The sequence below is a fragment of the Bartonella tribocorum genome (assembly GCF_002778015.1).
GTDB classification, from domain to species: domain Bacteria; phylum Pseudomonadota; class Alphaproteobacteria; order Rhizobiales; family Rhizobiaceae; genus Bartonella; species Bartonella tribocorum_B.
Genome location: NZ_NJPP01000005.1, coordinates 17,585 through 37,534, shown reverse-complemented (window position 1 = coordinate 37,534; position 19,950 = coordinate 17,585). Strand labels below are relative to the sequence as shown.

Genomic DNA, 19,950 nt, shown 5'->3' with positions numbered 1-19,950 from the left:
TTCATTCTCCCTTTTTGCTTTTTGCTCTTGGGGTCTTTTCTTGTTTTTATTATTTTAAGAGAAGACCGTTATACTTTCTTACACTGTAACATCTTCTCCCTAAAGAAAACAGCTCTTTATTTGAAAAGAATGACTGTGTTTTTGTTATTTTTTAGTAATAATTTGCACTTTAAAGAGATATTTTGCATCAATAAAAGGGACTTTTTATTATTTTTGTATGTTAATCGTTTTTTTTCTAATTATATGAAATGAAAGTAACGAGAAAATTAGAAGTAAAGAGAGAATGACCCGTTTACCAGAAAGACTTTTAAGTGGTTACCAAAACTTTATAAATAATCATTTTTCAGATAAAATAGAACATTATCAGCAATTGGCGATTGAGGGGCAAAAACCGGAAGTTTTGGTTATTGCTTGTTGTGATTCGCGCGCTATCCCAGAAATGATTTTTGATGCTAAGCCTGGGGAAATTTTCACTTTACGCAACGTGGCAAATGTGGTTCCTCCTTTTTCTCCTGATAACAAATATCATGCAACATCGGCTGCTCTTGAATATGCTGTGCAATTGCTTGAGGTGAAACATATTGTTGTTTTTGGTCATGCCCATTGTGGAGGCGTTCATACGGCTCTTAAGGAGACGTATAAATCTTTATCATCAAATGATTTTATTGGCCAATGGATTAGTCTTTTAGCACCAGCTACAGAAATCGTTTTGAATAATAAGTCGCTGTCTTGGCCAGAAAAACAAACAGCTTTAGAGCAGCTTTCTATTCGCCATTCATTAAGAAATTTAGAGACGTTTCCGTGGATAAAGTTCCGCAAAGGTCAGGGTGTTTTAACATTGCATGGGGTGTGGTTTGACATCTCTAGCGGGCAATTATGGAATATGGAACAGGAAACAGGTTGTTTTATGTGTGTTGAAGTTGAAAGTTTTAAAGTGTAGCATTTTCTGTTTTTATTTCTTCGTATAAAAAGGCATTTTATGATAAAACTTGACAAAGCTAGGGTTTTATTGTTTGAAGAGGTAAGCTTTCAGTGACAAAATTAACTTGGAGCCACCGACTGAGACCCCAATGCAAGGGTATGAAGAGATCTCAGAGGTCAGCATTCGACGGCGCGATGCGTTCTCGGGTGCTGTTTTGGTTTGTTCGTTATGTAACTTTGTTATGCAACAATGAGGTAAATGATGTTTGAATCTTTGCAAGAGCGACTTGGTTCTATCCTGTCTCGTTTAACGGGGCGTGGTGCTTTGTCGGATCAGGATGTTGCAGAGGCACTGCGTGAAATTCGGCGCGCTTTATTGGAAGCTGATGTTGCTCTTGATGTTGTCCGTTCTTTTACCGATAGGGTTCGGGAAAAAGCTGTTGGAACTGAGATTGTTAAATCAATTAAACCAGGCCAAATGGTGGTTAAAATTGTTCATGACGAATTGGTTCATATTCTTGGAAATGAAAACGTTCTGAGTGATTTGAATGCACCAGCGCCCGTTGTTATCATGATGATTGGTTTGCAAGGTTCCGGAAAAACAACCACAACAGCAAAGCTTGCAAAACGTTTCACTGATAAGCACAATAAAAAAGTTCTCATGGCGTCATTAGATACACGTCGTCCCGCTGCACAGGAGCAGTTGCGCCAGCTGGGAGAACAAGCAAAACTTGCAAGTTTGCCTATTATTGCGGGACAACAGCCTGTTGATATTGCATCACGTGCTGTGCAAGCTGCTAAATTGGGCGGTTATGATGTGCTTCTTCTTGATACTGCAGGACGTAATCATATTGATGAAGCTTTGATGCTTGAATTGGCTGAAATTAAAGCGTGTTCTCTTCCACATGAGATTATGTTGGTTGCTGATAGTTTGACAGGGCAAGATGCCGTTCATCTTGCACGTTCTTTTGATGAGCGTGTAGGGATTACAGGAATTATTTTAACACGGATGGATAGTGATGGGCGTGGGGGTGCTGCTCTTTCTATGCGTGCTGTGACAGGCAAACCCATTAAAGCAATTGGAACCGGTGAAAAAATAGAGGCTTTGGAAGAGTTTCATCCCAGTCGTATTGCTGATCGTATTCTCGGAATGGGGGATATTGTTTCTTTGGTTGAAAAAGCTGCTGAAACAATGGATTATGAGAAAGCTGCTGCTTTTGCAAAAAAAATGCAAGCCGGAAAATTTGATTTGAATGATCTTGCAGAACAGTTGCAAAAAATGAAAAAACTTGGCGGAATGGGCGGTATTATGGGCATGTTGCCAGGATTTGGCAAAGTCAAAGAGCAGATTGCGGCTGCGGGGCTTGATGATCGTTTGTTTAATCGTCAATTGGCTATTATTTCGTCCATGACACCACAAGAACGTGCGAATCCAGAGCTTTTAAAACATAGCCGAAAACAGCGAATTGCTAAGGGGTCTGGAACAACGGCGGCTGATATTAATAAACTTTTGAAGATGTATCGCCAAATGGCGGATATGATGAAAGCCATGGGTGGTAAGGGCAAAAGTGGTTTGATGGGAAAAATGTTAGGAGGCCTTGGTTCCAAAATGGGATTGGGAGGAATGGGAGGTGCAGATTCTCCAGCTATGCCTGATTTATCGGGATTGGATCTCAAGCAAATCTCAACGCTTCAAAAGCAAATTGAAAATGGTAATGAGGGAAAACTCTTTCCTGGACTTCCTGGACGTGGTCCTACATTTCCTGGTCTTACCAATGGCATTGTTGATAGAGGAAAACTTCCTCAGCATCTTAAGAAAAAATAAGATGCAAAATAAGGAAAGGACTATGATGCAGGAAACAGTATTAAACGAATTGGCACATTTGCGCGCATCTATTGATAATTTTGATGCAACTTTGATCCATATTTTAGCAGAACGTTTTCGTTGTACGAAAGCGGTTGGGCATTTAAAAGCGCGTTATGATTTGCCTAAAGTCGATGCTCTGCGTGAGCAACAGCAAATAGCGCGTTTGCGACAATTGGCGATAGAGAGTCATCTTGATCCTGATTTTGCTGAAAGATTTTTAAAGTTTATTATTAAAGAAGTTGTGCATCATCATCAAGTTATTGCTGAAGAGCAAAAAACAAAAAAAGTCAATTTAAACGAAAGCCAGAGCTGACAATAGGAGATAAAATATGGCATTGAAAATTCGTTTGTCCCGTGGAGGTTCAAAGAAACGTCCTTACTATCATATCGTCGTTGCAGATGTTCGTAGTCCGCGCGATGGGCGATTTCTTGAACGTGTTGGTGCATGGGATCCTATGTTGCCTAAAGATGGAGCGAGGGTGAAACTTAGTGAAGAACGTATCCAATATTGGCTTGGGCAAGGAGCTCAACCAACAGATCGCGTTTTACGGTTTTTAGATGCAGCTGGCTTAAAAAAGCGTCCAGTCCGCAATAATCCACGTAAAGGTGAACCGGGCAAAAAAGCACAAGAACGTATAGCAGCAGCAAAGCAAGCGGCAGAGGATGCAGCAGCTGCTTCAGCATAAAAAAAAGCATGATTGTTGAATAAACGCCTCTTTAAAAGGGTGTTTATTTAAAATAGCATTGGTTTTTAAAGTTCAATTTCAGAAATCTATGGCTTTAAAAGTATGACTTTAAAAATCAATGGCGCGGCCCTTAATTTCCCAATCTCCGTAGCGAGAAGGGTCTTTTCCGCCGCGCCCACCGTTTTCCAACGGTTGTTCTTTTGTTGTTTTAGCTTTTCGCCTTTCTTCAGCTTCTTTAAGGGCGCGTTTTGCTGCGGGAGAAAGAGATGGCTGTTTAACGACAGTTGTATTTGTTTTGCTTATTTTTTCATCTTTTTTATTCATTTTATACCTATTCCATTGAAGAAGCAGAGAGAAAACACCATCATATAGTATTAGTGAACTTTTATCATGGAGTTTTTGAGTAATGAATATAATGCGTACAGCCATGCTTTTGGCTTTTATGACGGCTCTCTTTATGGGGGTTGGTTATCTTGTTGGAGGGGGCGGTGGCATGGTCATTGCTCTTTTGATGGCAAGTGGTTTAAACTTTTTTTCTTATTGGAATTCAGATAAAATCGTTTTACGTATGTATGGGGCGCGTGAAGTTGATCAGCATTCTTCGCCTGTTTATTATAAGATTGTAAGCGATTTAGCTAAAAATGCTTCTCTTCCTCAACCAAAGGTTTATGTGATTGACAATGCACAGCCAAATGCTTTTGCAACGGGACGTAATCCGCAAAATGCCGCTGTTGCTGCAAGTCGCGGCTTGTTAGAGCGGTTAAGCGCAGAGGAAATTGCTGGCGTTATGGCGCATGAGCTCGCACATATTGAGCATCGTGATACCTTAACCATGACTCTAACAGCAACGATTGCAGGGGCAATTTCAATGCTTGGTAATTTTGCTTTTTTTATGGGGGGACAGCGCGGCTCTTCAGAAGGTTCTCATGGTTCTGGAGCAATTGGAGGATTTATTGCACTGCTCGTGGCACCTTTTGCTGCAATGCTTGTGCAAATGGCCATTAGCCGTACGCGTGAATATGCTGCGGATCGTAGGGGGGCTGAAATATGTGGTAATCCTTTATGGTTGGCTTCGGCATTGCGTAAAATTGCTGATGGAGGGCGTGGGGTTTACAATGAAGAAGCAGAGCATAATCCAGCAACAGCCCATCTATTTATTATCAATCCTTTGAGCGGTCATGGAGCAGATAGTCTTTTTTCGACACATCCTGCAACGGCAAATCGTATTGCTGCTCTTTATCGGCAAGCAGAAGAGATGAAAGGGGCTCTTGCTGAAAATGGGAGATGGAATGAAGAAGGCAGTATGAATAAAAAAAGCAATGAAATGAATTATGGAAATTTTCACAATGGTCAAGCTCATGCATCAGGAGAGCAAGAAGACAATACTTTTCAGCGGGTTACCAAACGTCCTTCTTGGCTTCGTTATGAAAATTCAAAAAGATCTCGTTCATAGAGTTTTTTAGGAGAATTTTGGGGAATCTCTTGAGGAAGCAGTGATATAAGTGATATAAAGGTGTTATTTTGAAACACAAAAAAGCGGGGCATGTGTCTGAAAAAGATGTTCCAGGATTGGCTGTTCGGCAGGTGTGTGTGCGCCTTTTAGGGGCGGTGGTTGATAAGTATACGCCTCTTTCTGGTTTGACGGATAATGAACACGGACACCCACAATATTTAAAGCTTTCACAACGAGATCGTTTATTGTGTCGGGCTATTTTGACAACGTCATTGCGTCATCGCGGGCAGATTACGGCGGCTCTCTCACGCTTTTTAGCGCGCCCTTTGCCTCCACAAGCACTTTCACTTCAGCATCTTCTGCATATCAGTGTGGCGCAAATTCTTTATCTTGATGTTCCGGATCATGCGGCCATTGATTTGGCTGTGCGTGTGGCAAAATTTGATCCGCGTATGCGCCGTTTTTCAGGGGTGGTGAATGCTCTTTTACGCAATGTTGCGCGTGAGGCGGTACCTTTACGCCAACAGGTTCCAACCATTGAAAATGTTCCAGCGTGGTTTAGCCAGCTTTTAGTATCAGCTTATGGAACAGAAAAAGCACACCAGATTATAGAAATTCAAAGTGTGGAACCTTCTCTCGATTTGACAGTGAAATCTGATAGTGTTGGATGGGCTGAGAGACTTGGCGGTGTGGTGTTGCCTAATGGTTCTGTTCGATTGAATCGTTTGGAGTGTTCTGTTTCTGATTTACCAGGCTATCGTGAAGGGGCTTGGTGGGTTCAAGATTTTGCTGCAGCGTTGCCTGCTTGTTTACTAGGAGAAATTCGGAGTAAACGTGTTGCTGATCTTTGTGCAAGCCCTGGGGGAAAAACAGCACAATTGGCTTTGCAGGGGGCAGAGGTGACAGCCATTGAGCTTTCTGCTAACCGCGTAAAGCGTTTAAAAGAAAATATGGAACGGCTTCATTTTTCCGTTCACATTTGGCAGGAGGACGTGAAAAATTTTCATCCCACACAGCTTTTTGATGCAGTTCTTCTTGATGCTCCTTGTTCTTCTATAGGAACGATCCGTCGTCATCCAGATATTGTATGGACGAAATCAAGAGCTGATGTCGTTAAATTAGCAGAATTACAATATGATTTGCTTGTCGCTGCAATTGCCTTGGTCAAGGAGGGGGGACGAATCGTTTTTTCCAATTGTTCATTGGCTCGAGAAGAAGGTGAAGAGCTTATTGAAAAAATTTTATCGGCACGCAATGATATTATTTTAGATCCTATTTATCCAGAGGAAATGGGAGCACTGGCACATTTGCTTTGTGAGGGGATGTTGCGCACGACGCCGGCAGATTTTTGTCATAAAAATTTTGATTCTGAGAAAACTGCGCCTTTAGGAATGGATGGTTTTTTTGCTGCGCGCTTACGAAAAATTGTTTAATTAATACTTCATTTACAAAAATGGTCGAAATTGTGTCTGATTCAGCATAGATGGAGATGAAATTTTGACGGTTGCGGTAAAAGCTCCTCAGGTAAAAGTGGCAGCCTGTGTCGATACGCTACAGCGTGTTGTGCGGCGTTTATGGGTTGGACCCTTATTTCGTTGGCGGTTTTCAGGGTTTCGTCCTCATAAAATTTTAGCGCATCCTATTGATTTGCATATGGCTGATCCGATGATGGCGCATGAGTTTTATCATGGACGTTTTGCTTTTGCTGGCCATATTGTTCATTCTGGTGCTGTTTCACCATTTTCATTGGTTGCGCCAACGCTGGAATGGGAAGCGGCTCTGCATGATTTTCATTGGTTGCGCCATATGGAAGCAGCAGAAAGTGATTTAGCTGCGGCGCATGCGCGCTCTCTTTTAGAAGATTGGCTTGACCATGCTGGAAAGAAAGTAAAGGGGGGTGCGTGGAGTGCGCCTGTTGTGGCACGGCGTTTAATTTCGTGGATTTGTCACTCAAAAATGTTGCTAAAAGGGGCAAGTGAGCGGTTTGAAAAACGCTTTTTACGTGCGCTTGGTTTGCAGTTTCGCTATTTGCGCGTAACAATTTGTAATATGGATCATGATGAACAACGTTTACAAGCAGCAACAGCTTTAACGTTCGCATCTCTTGCTTTGCCTGTTTCTGTGGCTGTGAAAAAAAAGGTACAAACCACGCTTATAGAAGAGCTTTCGCGTCAGATTTTGGTTGATGGTGGGCATATTTCTCGTAGTCCTATTATCTTATTTAATTTATTATCAGATTTATTATCTTTGCGTCATCTTTTTATGCGCAGCAATGAAACAGCACCACGTATTTTGATTGATTCTGTTGAGCGTATGTTGCCAGCTTTACGATTCTTTATCCATGAGGATCAAACATTGGCGCGTTTTAATGGGGTTGGTCCTTTGGTACCGGAACGGTTATTGGCACTTTTAAAGCTTGATGAAACAGGAGGGCATCCTTTTAGTTATGCTCGTTATTCAGGGTTTCAGCGCTTAAAAGCCAATCAAACAACAGTGCTTGCAGATACAGGAAAATTTCCACCACGCTTTGTCGCACAGCAGGCTTGTTCGGGGTGTTTGTCTTTTGAAATGTCCTCACAAGGACATCGTTTTATTATCAATACCGGTGTTAACCCCGATGGTCGGCAAGATTATCGACATTTAGGGCGTGTTACTGCGGCCCATTCAACAGCTACGCTTAATGATTGTTCGGTGGGCACTTTTTATAAAAAAAAGAAAAATAGCGCTTCCTTTTTGTTTGATGGACCAACAGATGTTCAAGTGCACCGTATAGAGGATTTAGGAAAAACAGGTTTTATTGCGAGCCATAACGGTTATGTGCGACCCTTTAATCTTATTCATGAGCGTGGTCTTATTTTAGCGACAAGTGGAGATATGATCGAAGGTTTTGATCGCTTTTTTATACCAAATAAGGGAGGAAAGAGACATAAGAGGGTGCAAAGTGAACAAGATCATGTTGCAGTTCGGTTTCATCTTCATCCACAAGTTGAAGTTAACTATGATGGTGAGCGTGTGTGTTTAGCGGTAAAGAACGAGCACGTAGAGGATGAGCAAGTATGGTATTTTATGTCGCCTGATGCGGATATTTGTCTTGAAGATTCGATTGATTTTGCGGCATTAGAAGGTCCACAACGGACACAGCAGATCGTTTTATATTTCCGCCCTGCATTTCAGGAAAAAGTTCGCTGGCGTTTTATCCGTAAAGCGTTTGATAAAAAATCAGAACATTGTTCTAACCTATAGACTATAGTATTTATCTTTGTGTCCTAACATATAATCGTTTATTGCTGTAACATCCTATTTAAGGATCATGTAAAAATTTTATGCGTTAAGTATTTTTTGTGAGACTATGGGATGGGTATTTTTAGGCAAAGTTTACCTATAACATCTCGTGAGGTAATGCTGAAAGGGGGCTCTGGTGGCAATTGGGTTGTTGACAAACCCTTATTTACTACAGATCGGTTTTGGTTAAGAGCTCTCATTCTTTAAAGATGTGGAGAGAAAATTAAGCTGTTGCTTATCTTTAAAAAGTTTTTGATTACACTATTGTGATTAATATTTCGCTCTAAGGGAGCAGCATGTTTAAGACAATCAAATATTTTTGCAAATTTACGCTTTTGTTTTAAAAAACATTTCTTTTATTATTCTCATTTAACAATGGTGCGCGTATAGAGTATAATGCTGCATTCTCGGCAAGTAGTGTAGAATTATTACACCTTCAACCTTCTCTTTTTATTTGAGTTTATGGCTTGCAAAAGTCTCTAGAAGGGTATTTTTAAAAATAAGGTGGATCATACTTTATTTTTTATCGTTTTAAGAAGTTAGCATATTGATTTATATCATTTATTTTTTGAAGATTAAGTGAAAAATCGGAAAATGGTAAGATTCTCTTTCTGCGAATTTGTTATGATAAAGCGATGCATATATTTCTACGCTATAAGGAGAGGTGGTGTATAAATTCACTAGAAGAAAGAAATAAAAATAGCTCTTCTGAATATTTTCAAATGCCAAGGGTTGTTATAACTATTGGAGGCTAATGCTATAACATTTTAGTTTACGTCTTTATTAAGCATAAAGGAAAGAATGCTTAGAGGATTCTCCCCATAAATGTTACCATGAGAAGAGAATGGTGGGCATTGAGAAATATTTCTTTAAAACAAAATTATGTGAAGGTGTACCATACGGTGATTTAGTTTTGGGTCTTTTGTTTTATAAAACAGCGACAAGCCGGCACCATAACACACTTTGCCAGCCGTCAATGTTGACCAACAACCCTTGGCACTTGAGATTCTTTATAAGAGCCATTTTTACTCTTTTCTTTTCTCATTTTTATTCACAAGGCTCTCTTCGCTTGTGATGTGCAAGTAAGTGATTTTGGTTGATTCAACATAAACAGGTTTGAAGTAAGAGAATCTTACGATATTTGGGGCTCTCATTTAACATGCAAAACAGTGAACTATCTTTATAAACCAATATGTTGCTCTTTGCGTTGGGGATACGATTTTATTAAAGAGCGAGAGAAAAAAGTAAGGGATTGCAGCCCATTTTTTAAAAGATATAGATGTTTTTGAAAGTTTTAAAACTGAATGAAAAAATGATGGTAAAGATGTGAATAGTTTTTTATCTTTGAGATTTCATATTTTTGCTAAATGAGGTCGTTTTCCATTTCAGAAACAAACTCTATCATATTCTTTTTCCCATCTTGCATATAAAAGCGGATAGAAAAAAGCTCTAAACCATCTTAATCTTTTATTTTTATCCCATTATTGCTGCATATAGAGCAAAAAGCTGGAATCATCACACATTTTTTCAGCTTTCAATGTTGTGATAATGCTTGGCGTTTGAGATGGTTTTATTATAGGCATTTTTAGTCCTTTTTTTGTAAAGTTTTATTCCACGCAGATACTCCTCGCTTGTAATGTGCAAGAAACATGGCTTTAGTTGATTCAATATAAACTATATGTGGAATAAGAGAATCCATACAGTAGAGCTTCTCATCCGATGCGTTAAATAATGGACACACTTGATCAATCAAAAGTTATTCATCATAAAAACATTGAGAATTCAAAAAACAGCATTGCAACAAAGCCTCAGGGAAAAATTCCTTCTCCTTTGTATTATCATAATAACAATGAAGTAATAACAAGCAGCCTCAAACTGTTTGCTTCTTTACAGCAAAGCACTTCTTCAAATCTTCAAAGGTTCTTTAAACAACTTTTAGGAAGATTTACGCGAATAATATCGTGCAACTGAATCAATGTTACCACGACAAATGCCAAGATCATTAAGTTCATATGTCGAAAGACGGCTCAACGCGTTAATGGTCCGACGATAACGGCGCCAATTACTATAAGAACGTAAAATATTCATATTCTCTACTCAAACTTTGTTACACTCTTTAGTTTAAGTATAGAGCATATTACTAATAAAGAGTTGTGCTATAATGTCATAGCAGGTATGCATCTACATACAAGAAAAATCCCTTTAACATTTGTCTCATGTGAAAGGGCAACCATTAAAGCCATTGTCATTTTATCCCTAAAACAATGGCTAAATTATGTGCATTTTCTGCAGTGATCACTTCTTCATCACGCATGGAGCTTTCTGGTTGAATAACGGCTGTTGCTCTTGCTGCAGCTGCTAATATACCATCTGCAAAAGGAAAAAATGCATCGGATGCAATCGCTGCTCCTTTTGTGAGCGCTTCTGTGATTGTCTGGATTGAATAACTGCTTCCATTTCAACGATTATCAATCGACATAATGATTTATGCAAAATCCCTTGAAACGGTTATCTCATATGAAGAGGAAATCACCCAAATTATATTAATGACGGAAATGTCGTATTCCTGTAAAAACCATAGCTAAATCTTGCTTGTCCGCAGCAGTGATCACTTCTTCATCACGCATGGAGCCTCCTGGTTGAATGACGGCTGTTGCACCTGCTGCAGCTGCTGCTAATAAACCATCTGCAAAAGGAAAAAATGCATCGGATGCAACCACTGATCCTTTTGTGAGCGCTTCTTTTAAGCCTGCTCTTTTTGCACTCTCTGCTGCTTTAGTTGCAGCAATTTTTGCTGAATCGATACGGCTCATTTGTCCTGCACCAATACCAACTGTTGCGCTATTTTTTGCGTAAACAATAGCATTTGATTTAACGTGTTTTGCAACACGAAAAGCAAATTGAAGATCACGCATTTCATCTTGAGTTGGTGCGCGCTTTGTCACCACTTGTAATTTAAGATCATCAACCACCACATTATCCCGTGATTGCACTAAAATGCCTCCTGCAAGTGTTTTCGCAAGAAGTCCTTCACAACGTGGATTAGGAATACCACCTGTAATGAGCAAACGAAGATTTTTTTTCTTGGCAATAATTTCACGTGCCGCCATTGTTGCATCAGGAGCAATAATCACTTCCGTAAAAATTTTAACAATCTCTTCCGCACATTCTTCATCAAGGGTTTGATTTAAAGCAACAATTCCACCAAATGCCGATACATTATCACACATAAGAGATTTTAAATAAGCTTCTTTCAAATTTTCTCCTTCCGCAACACCACAAGGATTGGCATGTTTAATAAGAGCAACAGCAGCGGTTTTTTGCGGATCAAATTCTGCCACAAGCTCAAAGGCTGCATCTGTATCATTCAGATTGTTATAAGAGAGTGCTTTGCCTTGTAAAAGTTTTGCTGTTGCGATACCAAAACGTTTTTCATTATTGCGATAAAATGCCGCCTGTTGATGCGGATTTTCCCCATAGCGCATAACACTTTCAAGATGACCAGAAAAACTTTGCCATGAGGGTGTTTCAATTTTTAAATCTCGTGCAAACCATGCTGCTATTGCCGTGTCATAAGCTGCGGTGTGTGCATAGGCATGCATTGCTAACTGGTGACGCATGGATAAGCTTAAACATCCATTATGCTGTTTTAATTCGGCTAGAATCGAATCATAGTTATTTATCGCTGTTACAACACCGGTATAAGCATAATTTTTTGCCGCAGCACGAATCATCGCCGGTCCGCCGATATCAATGTTTTCAAGAATTGTTTGGGCATCGGCTCCCGATTGGATCGTTTCTTCAAAAGGATAAAGATTCACCACCAAAAGATCAATTCCATGAATGCTGTTCTTTTCCATAGCTTCCCTATGGGTAGGATTTTCTCTTACCCCTAACAAAGCACCATGAATCAAAGGATGGAGTGTTTTTACACGCCCATCCATTATTTCAGGAAATCCAGTAACTTCAGAAACATCTTTTACGGGTAAACCAGCCGCTATGAGGGTTTTGGCTGTTCCTCCTGTTGAAATCAATTCAACATTGTAAGTCGCATGAAGGGCTTGTGCAAATGCAACCACTCCCGTTTTATCAGATACAGAAAGAAGAACACGACGAACCCGATGAAGATCAGGTATGGGAAAATTTTTGGCAACAACACCCATAACAGAAACCTTAAAAATGAAAGAGTTAAAATTCCAACAAAACAAGCTTACACGCTTATAGCAAAAGCCTTTAGCAAAATACACTGAAAGGATAAACTGTCTTTTTTAAAATATACGATGACTCACCTTTTTTATTATCTCGTTAAAATACCCTCATTTGAGGTGTGGTGATAGGTATAAAAGCCTCATTGACACATTCAATGTTTTTTGCTGTTTATAACTCAATTTCTCATCTTCATAGCGGGTTTGAAACATAAAACGCATCCGTATATTAGCTTTTGTATGTAAGATGAAGGCTAGAATATTGCATATATCCATTTAAGTTATCTCTGAAACGGGAAATAATCAGCAAAAATATGAAAAAATATGAAATTGTAACGGTAGAAATGTCCGCTTATTTTTCCTGCCATTTTTCTTTTATGTTTTTCAAAAGTATTTATGATAATGCTTTTAATAGAATGGTTTTTTAGAGTAGAAATAACATATTAGCCAACATTTTTGTACATGACATTTTTGATGAGATTACGCTCTTCATGCAAAATAAAATGCTATCATAGTGTGAATTTGCGCGCATTTATTTTAAAGAAAAAATTTTTAATGGATCAACTGCTACTTTATGGTGGTTTTGTAAAGAGTGTCGTGTAAATTTTTCGTAAATGGTCTAACAGATCCATTGTATCTATACTTAAAGATGCAAGACAGGGGCGTTATTCTCTTTATCTGTTTTCAATATTTTAATAACTCTTGTTTTAATAATATTGAGCATTTGAGATGGAAAAGGTGTTGATTTTTTTATTTTAATAACTTTATCCCTATGGTTTCTGGGGGCCTCAAAAGAATGATTTTGCCGGTTTTTAGTCAGAAAATTTGAAGTAAAAGAGTCTTACGAATATGTGAAGCAGATATCTGAGGTTTTAATTTTAAGGTATCAAATGATAGAAGTATTATTATAAATCAAATAATTGCTTTTTAAAAAATTGTTATGTGTAAACTCTCAATATAATAGTGTTAAGATCTGCTTCATTGTGAAATGTATGTTTTTAAAGGCCAAACGGTTTAATGACCCTATTGGGGGTGGATATTTTGTTTGTTATTTTTTTAGTTCTTTTTGCTTTAGCAGAAAAAGAAAAGCGCCCAGTACACCAACAGCTAAAATAAACCATGTGATTGCGTAAACAAGATGATTATTTCGAAAGTGGATAATCGTAAGACCAGCGACGGGAAGTTTTGCTTGTGGAGATGTTGTTCTGGCATCAATGAAATAAGGGGCAACAGTGGACAGACCAAGTTTTTCTGCCATAGCGGGAAGATCACGCGTATACCACACATTCTTATCAGGATTATTTTTGCGTGGAAAAAATCCATTTTTTTCACTCATCCGTAATAAGCCGATGATTGTTGTTTGTTCTGTGTTTGTGGTAGAATCTTGCTGAGATGAGGTATGTGTACTGGATTGCTCTGAGTGTTGAAAATTGCTCCGTTCGTCCATGGGAACAAAGCCACGGTTGATAAAGGTTAGTGTGTTGTCAGCGGTTTGCAAAGGAGTCAAAACCCAGTAGCCCGTAGTGTTTTGAGCAGCAGCAGTAACTAAAATGTTTTTGTCTGTTAAAAGTTTTCCTGTGATAACAACAGGTTGATATTCGTTTTTTTCAAAAGTAACATTTGCCCATTGATCTTTCTGGGGGGCTTTTATGGGGGCTAAGTGAACACGCTGATTGGCATTGGCGATAAGATTTGTTTTCCAATTTAATCGTTGTACTTGCCATATGCCTAATGCACTGAAGAGAAGAAAAAAACAAATACATAAAGTTCCAAACAAAAAAGAAGAAAAACAGCAAGAATTTCCTTGAAGCTTTGTCACGGCGGGCTCTTTTTTGTTCATGATTTATGCTTCCTTTCAGGATAATAAGCCTTTATTCTAACACGGTATGCCTTTAAAAGAAGCATTTTGTACACTTTTTGGTGGAATTTGTACGCCTTTATTGCAGAAAAAGATGAAGACTGCGCCAGCAAGAGATGAAAAAGGTTTGATAAAAGACTTGACCTTTTGTTGTCGACCCCCTATTAGAAAGAAAATTCCCGATGATGCCTGTTCAAGGCCGCATTGTGTGTTATGTCCTTTGGGTATAGGGATTTGAAAGTTTCTTAGAGTTTAAGGGTGAAGTTTATGTCTCGTGCATGTGAATTGACAGGGAAAACGGTTCTGTATGGTAATAATGTTAGCCATGCGAATAACAAAACTCGACGTCGTTTTTTACCAAATCTTTGCAATGTGACGTTGATTTCAGAGGTGTTACAGCAAAGCTATCGCTTGCGCATTTCAGCAAATGCATTGCGTTCTGTTGAGCACCGTGGTGGTCTTGATAGCTTTTTGGTTAAAGCGGATGACAAAGAGTTATCGCAACGTGCGCGTTTGTTAAAACGCCAAATCGTTAAGAAAAAAGCTGAGCAAGAAAGTGAGAAAAAGGCTGAACAAGCAGCGTGATTATTGCAATGTGATTGTTCGTGTCGTTGTTTTTGGTGAATTGACGCTTTGATCACGGATTTTAGTCTTAAGGAGTGCACCTTTTAGGTTTTTTGCTCTTTGATCGCTTTATTATTGTATTGGTTCCATACCCCAGGTTAAAAAAATGTTTTCAAGCGGTCTTTTATTAGAACGGCAAAAGAGAAAGTATGTCGTTTTTTCTATTTTAGCAATGTGTTTTGCTGTCACGGCTTCTAATATTTTGGTTCAATATCCCGTCTATTGGTTTGATTTGAATGAGCTGTTGACTTATGGGGCTTTTACCTATCCATTTGCCTTTTTAATCAACGATTTAACCAATCGTTTTTATGGCCCATCTGTTGCGCGGCGTGTGGTTTATGCTGGTTTTTTTGCCGGTGTTTTTGTTTCTTGGATATTGGCGACCCCGCGGCTTGCAATTGCTTCTAGCTTGGCATTTTTATTTGGGCAACTCCTTGATATTGTTGTTTTTACGCCTTTGCGACGGAAAACATGGTGGAAAGCACCTTTAGCAGCTGCGTTGGTTGGTTCGGCGTTGGATACAGTGTTGTTTTTTTCTCTTGCTTTTTCGAGTTCTTTTGCCATTCTTGATAAAATAACAGGGTATGCTGATAGTTCACTGGTGGAGAATACTGTTTGGGGAGGGATAGGCATGCCGGTTTGGCTTTCACTTGCTTTTGGCGATTTTTCCATAAAAATTATTATGAGCTTGTTGATGTTGATTCCTTATGGAACAATCCTTAACATTGTAAAGCTTCCTCTTTATCAAAGTCATTCAAAGGACGATTCCTCTTTGGCTTGTAACAAATAATAATCTTTGATTTTTTGTTTTGGCTAAAGGAAAGTGGTGCTCTGTGTTCTGTAAGGCAGTACTGGAGAGGATTTGTTCATAAGAGGCATTTTTTGATCATTCCTCAAATGGTATTTATCTAATACATTATCTTTTTTTATGATGCGTAAGAAATTGGTTTTTACTGATTCAATATAAGATGATGTGAGATAAGAATATCTTGTTAGTCTTAAAAATAGAGATTACAGCTCTTGTAGAAACTAAAAAATGTCTTTTTAGGAGTTGAGGTTTCTTACAGATGATTATTTAAACTATAAGAAGCTTTGTTCTTATAAAGATAAAAACGATTTAATACACACTTTGTGTGGTATATAAATAGAAAAGTAAATACCTATTGTATTAAAATCCCTTTTGGCAGTTTTAAAGTGTGATTATACTGGTATTTATCGTGATTTTAGTCACAAATGCTTGCGTAGGTATCTGAATAAATTTAAAATTTTTTATAATGTGGTCTTTATAAAACTTGGCAAACGCTTCGAGTTTTTATTTCAGATAATTGTCAGTTGAAAAATGTGATACTTGGAGTGGATCGTATGAAAAAAATGATAAATCAAATAGATCATAGAGAGATTTTATTTGATAATTTTGTATTAACTTCTTTGAAAAAAAAAGAAAGCTTATTGAGCTACCTATTGTAAAATCACCTCTTCGTTATCCGGGAGGGAAAAGCCGTGCCGTTCCTATGATTATTAATAACTACATAAGGAAACAAAAAAACTTTATGTTCTCCTTTTGTAGGAGGAGGTTCAATTGAATTAGCCTTAGCAAAAAGAGGAACAAAGGTTTATGCTTATGATGCTTTTAAGCCACTTGTTATTTTTTGGCAAATGCTTTTGAGAGATGCTCCAGCTCTTGCAGAAAAAGTGAGAGAATATGAAGATATGACTCCTGCAATGTTTTATAATCTCCAAAAAACTTTTCGCGAATATAAAAAATCAATTAGAGATTGCTGCTGTTTTTTTGCTCTTAATCGCTTTTCTTTTTTCCGGAACAACACTTTCTGGCGGTATGTCTCTAAGACATCCTTGATTCAATTATCGTTCTATTGAACGGCTTAAAGATTTTAAGATTGAAAATTTCACAGTGGAACACAGAGATTTTACAGAAAATATTCCTAAACACTTTAATGATTTTCTTTATTGTGATCCTCCGTATCTTATTAATAAAAAACTTTACGGTCACAGAGGCAATAAACATAATTCTTTTGATCATCAAGCTCTTGCTGAATTTCTGATAAAGCGTCAAGGATGGGTTTTATTTTATAATGATTGTGTGGATGTTAGAAACCTTTATAAAGGCCATACAATATTCAATCTTTAATGGACTTACGGTATGGGAAGCCATAAAAATTATTTATTTGCGCTTTCATAAAAAAACGGGTGAATAAACGCTATTTGAAAGAGGTTAAAAACACCTCCTTATAAACTACATTGATGTAAAAGAAACTTCAGTTATGTGTTACTAACTTATTGAATTTGTGATGATAATTCATCATTTTGCAACGTAAGAAAGCTGCATATAATCATCTTCGCGTATTGTAAATTTTCTTATATTAAATTTAATCAAAGCCATTCTTTGTGTTTCATAAGAAAGGGCGGCATGCGGGTAAATGCCCTTTGAAAGGATGCAAAATACGTTTTTATGAGTAGTTTTAATATAAAAGAAATTGTCGTGTGTGGCTATCAATGTGTTGATTTATGTCAAAATATTAAGAGCTGGAGAATAAAGCTATTTGCATAGATAAAGGTGATTGTGTTGGATTATATTTTATGTAACACATTAATTTAATAAGAATATTTCATTTTTTATATGTTGAATGAAAGCCTTATATCGTAAAGACCTTTCGTTTTAATCTCTTTATATATTGCCTCAATCAAAAGTATTTCTCTTGCATATGACAACTGGGGAAGATCGTGTCGATGAAAAAACATAAACATTAAAGAAAAGACAAAAATGCCTCTTAAATGAATCATCTCAAATGCTAAGGTTTGTTGCGATATCGGGAGAAACAAGCATAATGATTGTATCGGTTTTCTTTTTTATGAAGCGTAAAGATGGTGATACTTAATGGATTTTACACCTAATATCGTTTATGGGTGCTTTGGCGTTTTTGTGAAATAAGCTTGGAAATAAGCTGAAATGTTTCTTTAAAATAGGATTATGTTTTCCAGTATCGCTTGCCATGTGCAAAAAAGTAGTTTTGATTGATTCAACGGGGGATAGATTTAAAACGAAGGAATCTTATGGTGTGCAGGGACCTCATTTAAGTTGAAAAACACTAGATTATCATTATAAATTAATGTACTGCTGGTCTAAGGCGGGTTTTTTTCTTATAAATTTGAGGTATTTTATCACTAAAAAGTGCTTCTAATTGTTTTGTTATGGCGTCGGCGAGTTCTTCAGCATTCATAATGGTTACAGCACGTTGATAATAACGTGTGACGTCATGACCAATTCCAATGGCAATGAGCTCAACAGGGGAATGTGTTTGGATTTCCTGAATCACTGCACGTAGATGTTTTTCTAGATAATTGCTAGAGTTGACCGATAGTGTGGAATCGTCAACAGGGGCACCATCCGAAATGACCATGAGAATACGACGTTGTTCACACCGTGATAAAAGGCGTTGATGCGCCCAAATTAAAGCTTCTGCGTCGATATTTTCTTTTAATAATCCTTCTTGCATCATCAAACCTAGATTGCGCCGTGCTCGACGCCATGGCATATCGGCACTTTTATAGATGATATGACATAAATCATTAAGGCGGCCAGGATGATGAGGCTTATGTTGCTCGAGCCATTTTTCGCGTGATTTCCCTCCTTTCCAAGTTTTGGTGGTAAAACCTAAAATTTCAACTTTGACACCGCAACGTTCAAGCGTTTGTGCCAAAATATCAGCACAACTTGCGGCAACGCTAATGGGGCGTCCGCGCATTGAACCAGAATTATCAATAAGGAGTGAAACAACTGTGTCCCGAAATTGGGTGTTGCTTTCCATTTTAAAAGAAAGGGGTTGCATGGGATCAATAATCAGACGTGGAAGCCGTGCTGTATCAAGATATCCTTCTTCAAGGTCAAAGGTCCAGTTGCGATTTTGTTGTGCCATAAGGCGGCGTTGGAGACGGTTGGCTAAACGTCCAACAATGTTTTGAAGATGATTGGTTTGCTTATCAAGATAACGGCGTAAGTGATCTAACTCGTTTTCAGAACAAAAATCAGTTGCTTCCAAAATTTCATCAAATTGACGCGTAAATATTTTATAATTCCCAAGTTTTTCCATTTGTTCCGAATCGGCAAAAAGACGTTTGGGTTTGCTCGGCTTTTCTTGCCAAGGTTCATTTTTTTGCTCGCCGTCAGCTTGATCATTGTCGTTTGTTTGTGTTGCTTGTGTTTTTCCTTCGTCTTGCACATCACTTTCTTGTTCAGTGCTCGTTTGTTCTTCACTTTGAGTATGTTTTTTGTTTTTACTTTCTTCTTCGGCTGCTTGGTCTTGAGGTTCACAGGCGTTTTTTAATTTTTTATTGTTTTCACTGTCGTAAGGTTCATTCTGTTGCACTGTCATTTTGAGTGTCGCAAGCATTTGGCGAACGATCTGTGCAAAAGCTTGTTGATTGTAAATATGATGTGTGAGTTCATCAAGCCCTGTTGCAGCTTTTTGTTCAAGTTCTTTGCGCCATAATTCTAAGACGGGACCTGCTTCTTTTGGGGTTGCGCGCTTTGTTATTTTTTCACGCAATAAAAGTGCTATCGCTTCTTGGATAGGGGCTTCGCTTTGATTGCTTATTTTTTCATAATGGGCTCTTTTGTATTTATCGGCGAGCATGACATCAAGGTTTTTCGCAATCCCCTCCATGGCTAAAGTACCGATTGCTTCAACACGTGTTTGTTCAAGAGCATCAAAGACAGCACGTGCTTCTGATTCTGGCGGAGCAAATTGCATGTGAATGCGGTTATCATGCCATGCTTTGCGCAGAGCCATGGAATCCCCTAATCCGCGGGTAATCGTGATATCTTGATCTGTTGCGCGTTGTGGTAATTCTGGTAGACGTGCATAATTTTCGCTCAAAGATGGTCTGTTGGGACTAAAGGAAACTTCTAGCTTAGATGTACCAGCAATGGCACGCATACAGGTGGAAAGAGCTTTCTTAAACGCTTCATGATTAAGCGTATTGGGGGGAGGATTATTTGTTTGATTTTTGCTGTTGTCGTCAGGGTCGATCGCCAT

The 19,950-nt window shown here is 38.4% G+C and carries 15 protein-coding genes and 2 pseudogenes; 11 read left to right on the top strand and 6 right to left on the bottom strand.

Going from position 1 to position 19,950, the window contains the following annotated elements:
- The first annotated feature begins 283 nt into the window (after positions 1-283).
- The 4 genes from CEV08_RS03100 (at position 284) to rpsP (ending at position 3,474) form a co-directional block, all read left to right on the top strand.
- A complete protein-coding gene (locus CEV08_RS03100; RefSeq protein ID WP_100130323.1) occupies positions 284-940 on the top strand; it encodes a carbonic anhydrase in 657 nt (218 codons plus the stop codon).
- A gap of 243 nt (positions 941-1,183) precedes the next feature.
- Positions 1,184-2,746 carry a signal recognition particle protein gene (ffh, locus tag CEV08_RS03095; RefSeq protein ID WP_100130322.1) on the top strand — a complete coding sequence of 521 codons (1,563 nt, stop codon included), beginning with the start codon at positions 1,184-1,186 and terminating at the stop codon, positions 2,744-2,746.
- A gap of 25 nt (positions 2,747-2,771) precedes the next feature.
- Complete coding sequence (locus CEV08_RS03090; RefSeq protein ID WP_100130344.1) at positions 2,772-3,101, top strand: chorismate mutase; 330 nt, start codon at positions 2,772-2,774, stop codon at positions 3,099-3,101.
- Positions 3,102-3,117: 16 nt separating this feature from the next.
- Positions 3,118-3,474 (top strand): 30S ribosomal protein S16, encoded by a 357-nt coding sequence (gene rpsP / locus CEV08_RS03085; RefSeq protein WP_100130321.1) that lies wholly within the window; start codon positions 3,118-3,120, stop codon positions 3,472-3,474.
- A 108-nt stretch (positions 3,475-3,582) separates the two neighbouring features.
- Here rpsP and CEV08_RS03080 read toward each other — a convergent pair whose 3' ends face one another.
- Complete coding sequence (locus CEV08_RS03080; RefSeq protein ID WP_100130320.1) at positions 3,583-3,798, bottom strand: DUF1674 domain-containing protein; 216 nt, start codon at positions 3,796-3,798, stop codon at positions 3,583-3,585.
- 82 nt (positions 3,799-3,880) lie between these two features.
- On the opposite strand from CEV08_RS03080, the gene htpX reads away from it, so the two are divergent.
- The 3 genes from htpX (at position 3,881) to CEV08_RS03065 (ending at position 8,170) form a co-directional block, all read left to right on the top strand.
- A complete protein-coding gene (htpX, locus tag CEV08_RS03075) occupies positions 3,881-4,927 on the top strand; it encodes a zinc metalloprotease HtpX (protein ID WP_100130319.1) in 1,047 nt (348 codons plus the stop codon).
- 68 nt (positions 4,928-4,995) lie between these two features.
- Complete coding sequence (locus CEV08_RS03070) at positions 4,996-6,360, top strand: RsmB/NOP family class I SAM-dependent RNA methyltransferase (RefSeq protein WP_100130318.1); 1,365 nt, start codon at positions 4,996-4,998, stop codon at positions 6,358-6,360.
- 64 nt (positions 6,361-6,424) lie between these two features.
- Complete coding sequence (locus CEV08_RS03065; RefSeq protein ID WP_100130317.1) at positions 6,425-8,170, top strand: heparinase II/III family protein; 1,746 nt, start codon at positions 6,425-6,427, stop codon at positions 8,168-8,170.
- A gap of 1,974 nt (positions 8,171-10,144) precedes the next feature.
- On the opposite strand, the gene CEV08_RS03060 is transcribed toward CEV08_RS03065, so the two are convergent.
- The 4 genes and pseudogenes from CEV08_RS03060 to CEV08_RS03045 form a co-directional block, all read right to left on the bottom strand.
- The gene (locus CEV08_RS03060) at positions 10,145-10,297 is read right to left on the bottom strand and encodes a DUF1127 domain-containing protein (protein WP_100130316.1); all 153 of its coding nucleotides are present in this window, start codon (positions 10,295-10,297) and stop codon (positions 10,145-10,147) included.
- Between the two features lie 157 nt (positions 10,298-10,454).
- Positions 10,455-10,640, bottom strand: a pseudogene (gene purH, locus CEV08_RS03055) (bifunctional phosphoribosylaminoimidazolecarboxamide formyltransferase/IMP cyclohydrolase); the annotation flags it as partial.
- A gap of 112 nt (positions 10,641-10,752) precedes the next feature.
- Positions 10,753-12,372 carry a bifunctional phosphoribosylaminoimidazolecarboxamide formyltransferase/IMP cyclohydrolase gene (purH, locus tag CEV08_RS03050; protein WP_100130343.1) on the bottom strand — a complete coding sequence of 540 codons (1,620 nt, stop codon included), beginning with the start codon at positions 12,370-12,372 and terminating at the stop codon, positions 10,753-10,755.
- 1,090 nt (positions 12,373-13,462) lie between these two features.
- Positions 13,463-14,254 carry an SURF1 family protein gene (locus CEV08_RS03045; RefSeq protein ID WP_100130315.1) on the bottom strand — a complete coding sequence of 264 codons (792 nt, stop codon included), beginning with the start codon at positions 14,252-14,254 and terminating at the stop codon, positions 13,463-13,465.
- A gap of 285 nt (positions 14,255-14,539) precedes the next feature.
- Here CEV08_RS03045 and rpmB point away from each other — a divergent pair, with 285 nt between their 5' ends.
- From rpmB to CEV08_RS10235, 4 genes and pseudogenes are all read left to right on the top strand, one after another.
- Positions 14,540-14,857 (top strand): 50S ribosomal protein L28, encoded by a 318-nt coding sequence (gene rpmB, locus CEV08_RS03040; protein ID WP_100130314.1) that lies wholly within the window; start codon positions 14,540-14,542, stop codon positions 14,855-14,857.
- A gap of 145 nt (positions 14,858-15,002) precedes the next feature.
- Positions 15,003-15,686, top strand: coding sequence for a VUT family protein (locus CEV08_RS03035; protein ID WP_100130313.1), 684 nt, complete (start codon positions 15,003-15,005; stop codon positions 15,684-15,686).
- A gap of 761 nt (positions 15,687-16,447) precedes the next feature.
- A pseudogene (locus tag CEV08_RS10240) lies at positions 16,448-16,774 on the top strand (DNA adenine methylase); the annotation flags it as partial.
- A complete protein-coding gene (locus CEV08_RS10235) occupies positions 16,770-17,045 on the top strand; it encodes a DNA adenine methylase (protein WP_100130311.1) in 276 nt (91 codons plus the stop codon). The pseudogene CEV08_RS10240 and the gene CEV08_RS10235, both read left to right, overlap by 5 nt.
- 976 nt (positions 17,046-18,021) lie before the next feature.
- Here the strand turns inward: CEV08_RS10235 and cobT are convergent.
- A complete protein-coding gene (gene cobT, locus CEV08_RS03020; protein ID WP_100130310.1) occupies positions 18,022-19,950 on the bottom strand; it encodes a cobaltochelatase subunit CobT in 1,929 nt (642 codons plus the stop codon).

What these genes read in the sequence shown, in the direction of transcription:
- CEV08_RS03080 (WP_100130320.1), bottom strand. Translation starts at nt 3,798, where the DNA reads ATGAATAAAAAAGATGAAAAAATAAGCAAAACAAATACAACTGTCGTT.
- CEV08_RS03035 (WP_100130313.1), top strand. Translation starts at nt 15,003, where the DNA reads ATGTTTTCAAGCGGTCTTTTATTAGAACGGCAAAAGAGAAAGTATGTC.
- rpmB (WP_100130314.1), top strand. Translation starts at nt 14,540, where the DNA reads ATGTCTCGTGCATGTGAATTGACAGGGAAAACGGTTCTGTATGGTAAT.
- purH (WP_100130343.1), bottom strand. Translation starts at nt 12,372, where the DNA reads ATGGGTGTTGTTGCCAAAAATTTTCCCATACCTGATCTTCATCGGGTT.
- cobT (WP_100130310.1), bottom strand. Translation starts at nt 19,950, where the DNA reads ATGGCGATCGACCCTGACGACAACAGCAAAAATCAAACAAATAATCCT.
- rpsP (WP_100130321.1), top strand. Translation starts at nt 3,118, where the DNA reads ATGGCATTGAAAATTCGTTTGTCCCGTGGAGGTTCAAAGAAACGTCCT.
- CEV08_RS03090 (WP_100130344.1), top strand. Translation starts at nt 2,772, where the DNA reads ATGCAGGAAACAGTATTAAACGAATTGGCACATTTGCGCGCATCTATT.
- ffh (WP_100130322.1), top strand. Translation starts at nt 1,184, where the DNA reads ATGTTTGAATCTTTGCAAGAGCGACTTGGTTCTATCCTGTCTCGTTTA.
- htpX (WP_100130319.1), top strand. Translation starts at nt 3,881, where the DNA reads ATGAATATAATGCGTACAGCCATGCTTTTGGCTTTTATGACGGCTCTC.
- CEV08_RS03045 (WP_100130315.1), bottom strand. Translation starts at nt 14,254, where the DNA reads ATGAACAAAAAAGAGCCCGCCGTGACAAAGCTTCAAGGAAATTCTTGC.
- CEV08_RS03060 (WP_100130316.1), bottom strand. Translation starts at nt 10,297, where the DNA reads ATGAATATTTTACGTTCTTATAGTAATTGGCGCCGTTATCGTCGGACC.
- CEV08_RS03100 (WP_100130323.1), top strand. Translation starts at nt 284, where the DNA reads ATGACCCGTTTACCAGAAAGACTTTTAAGTGGTTACCAAAACTTTATA.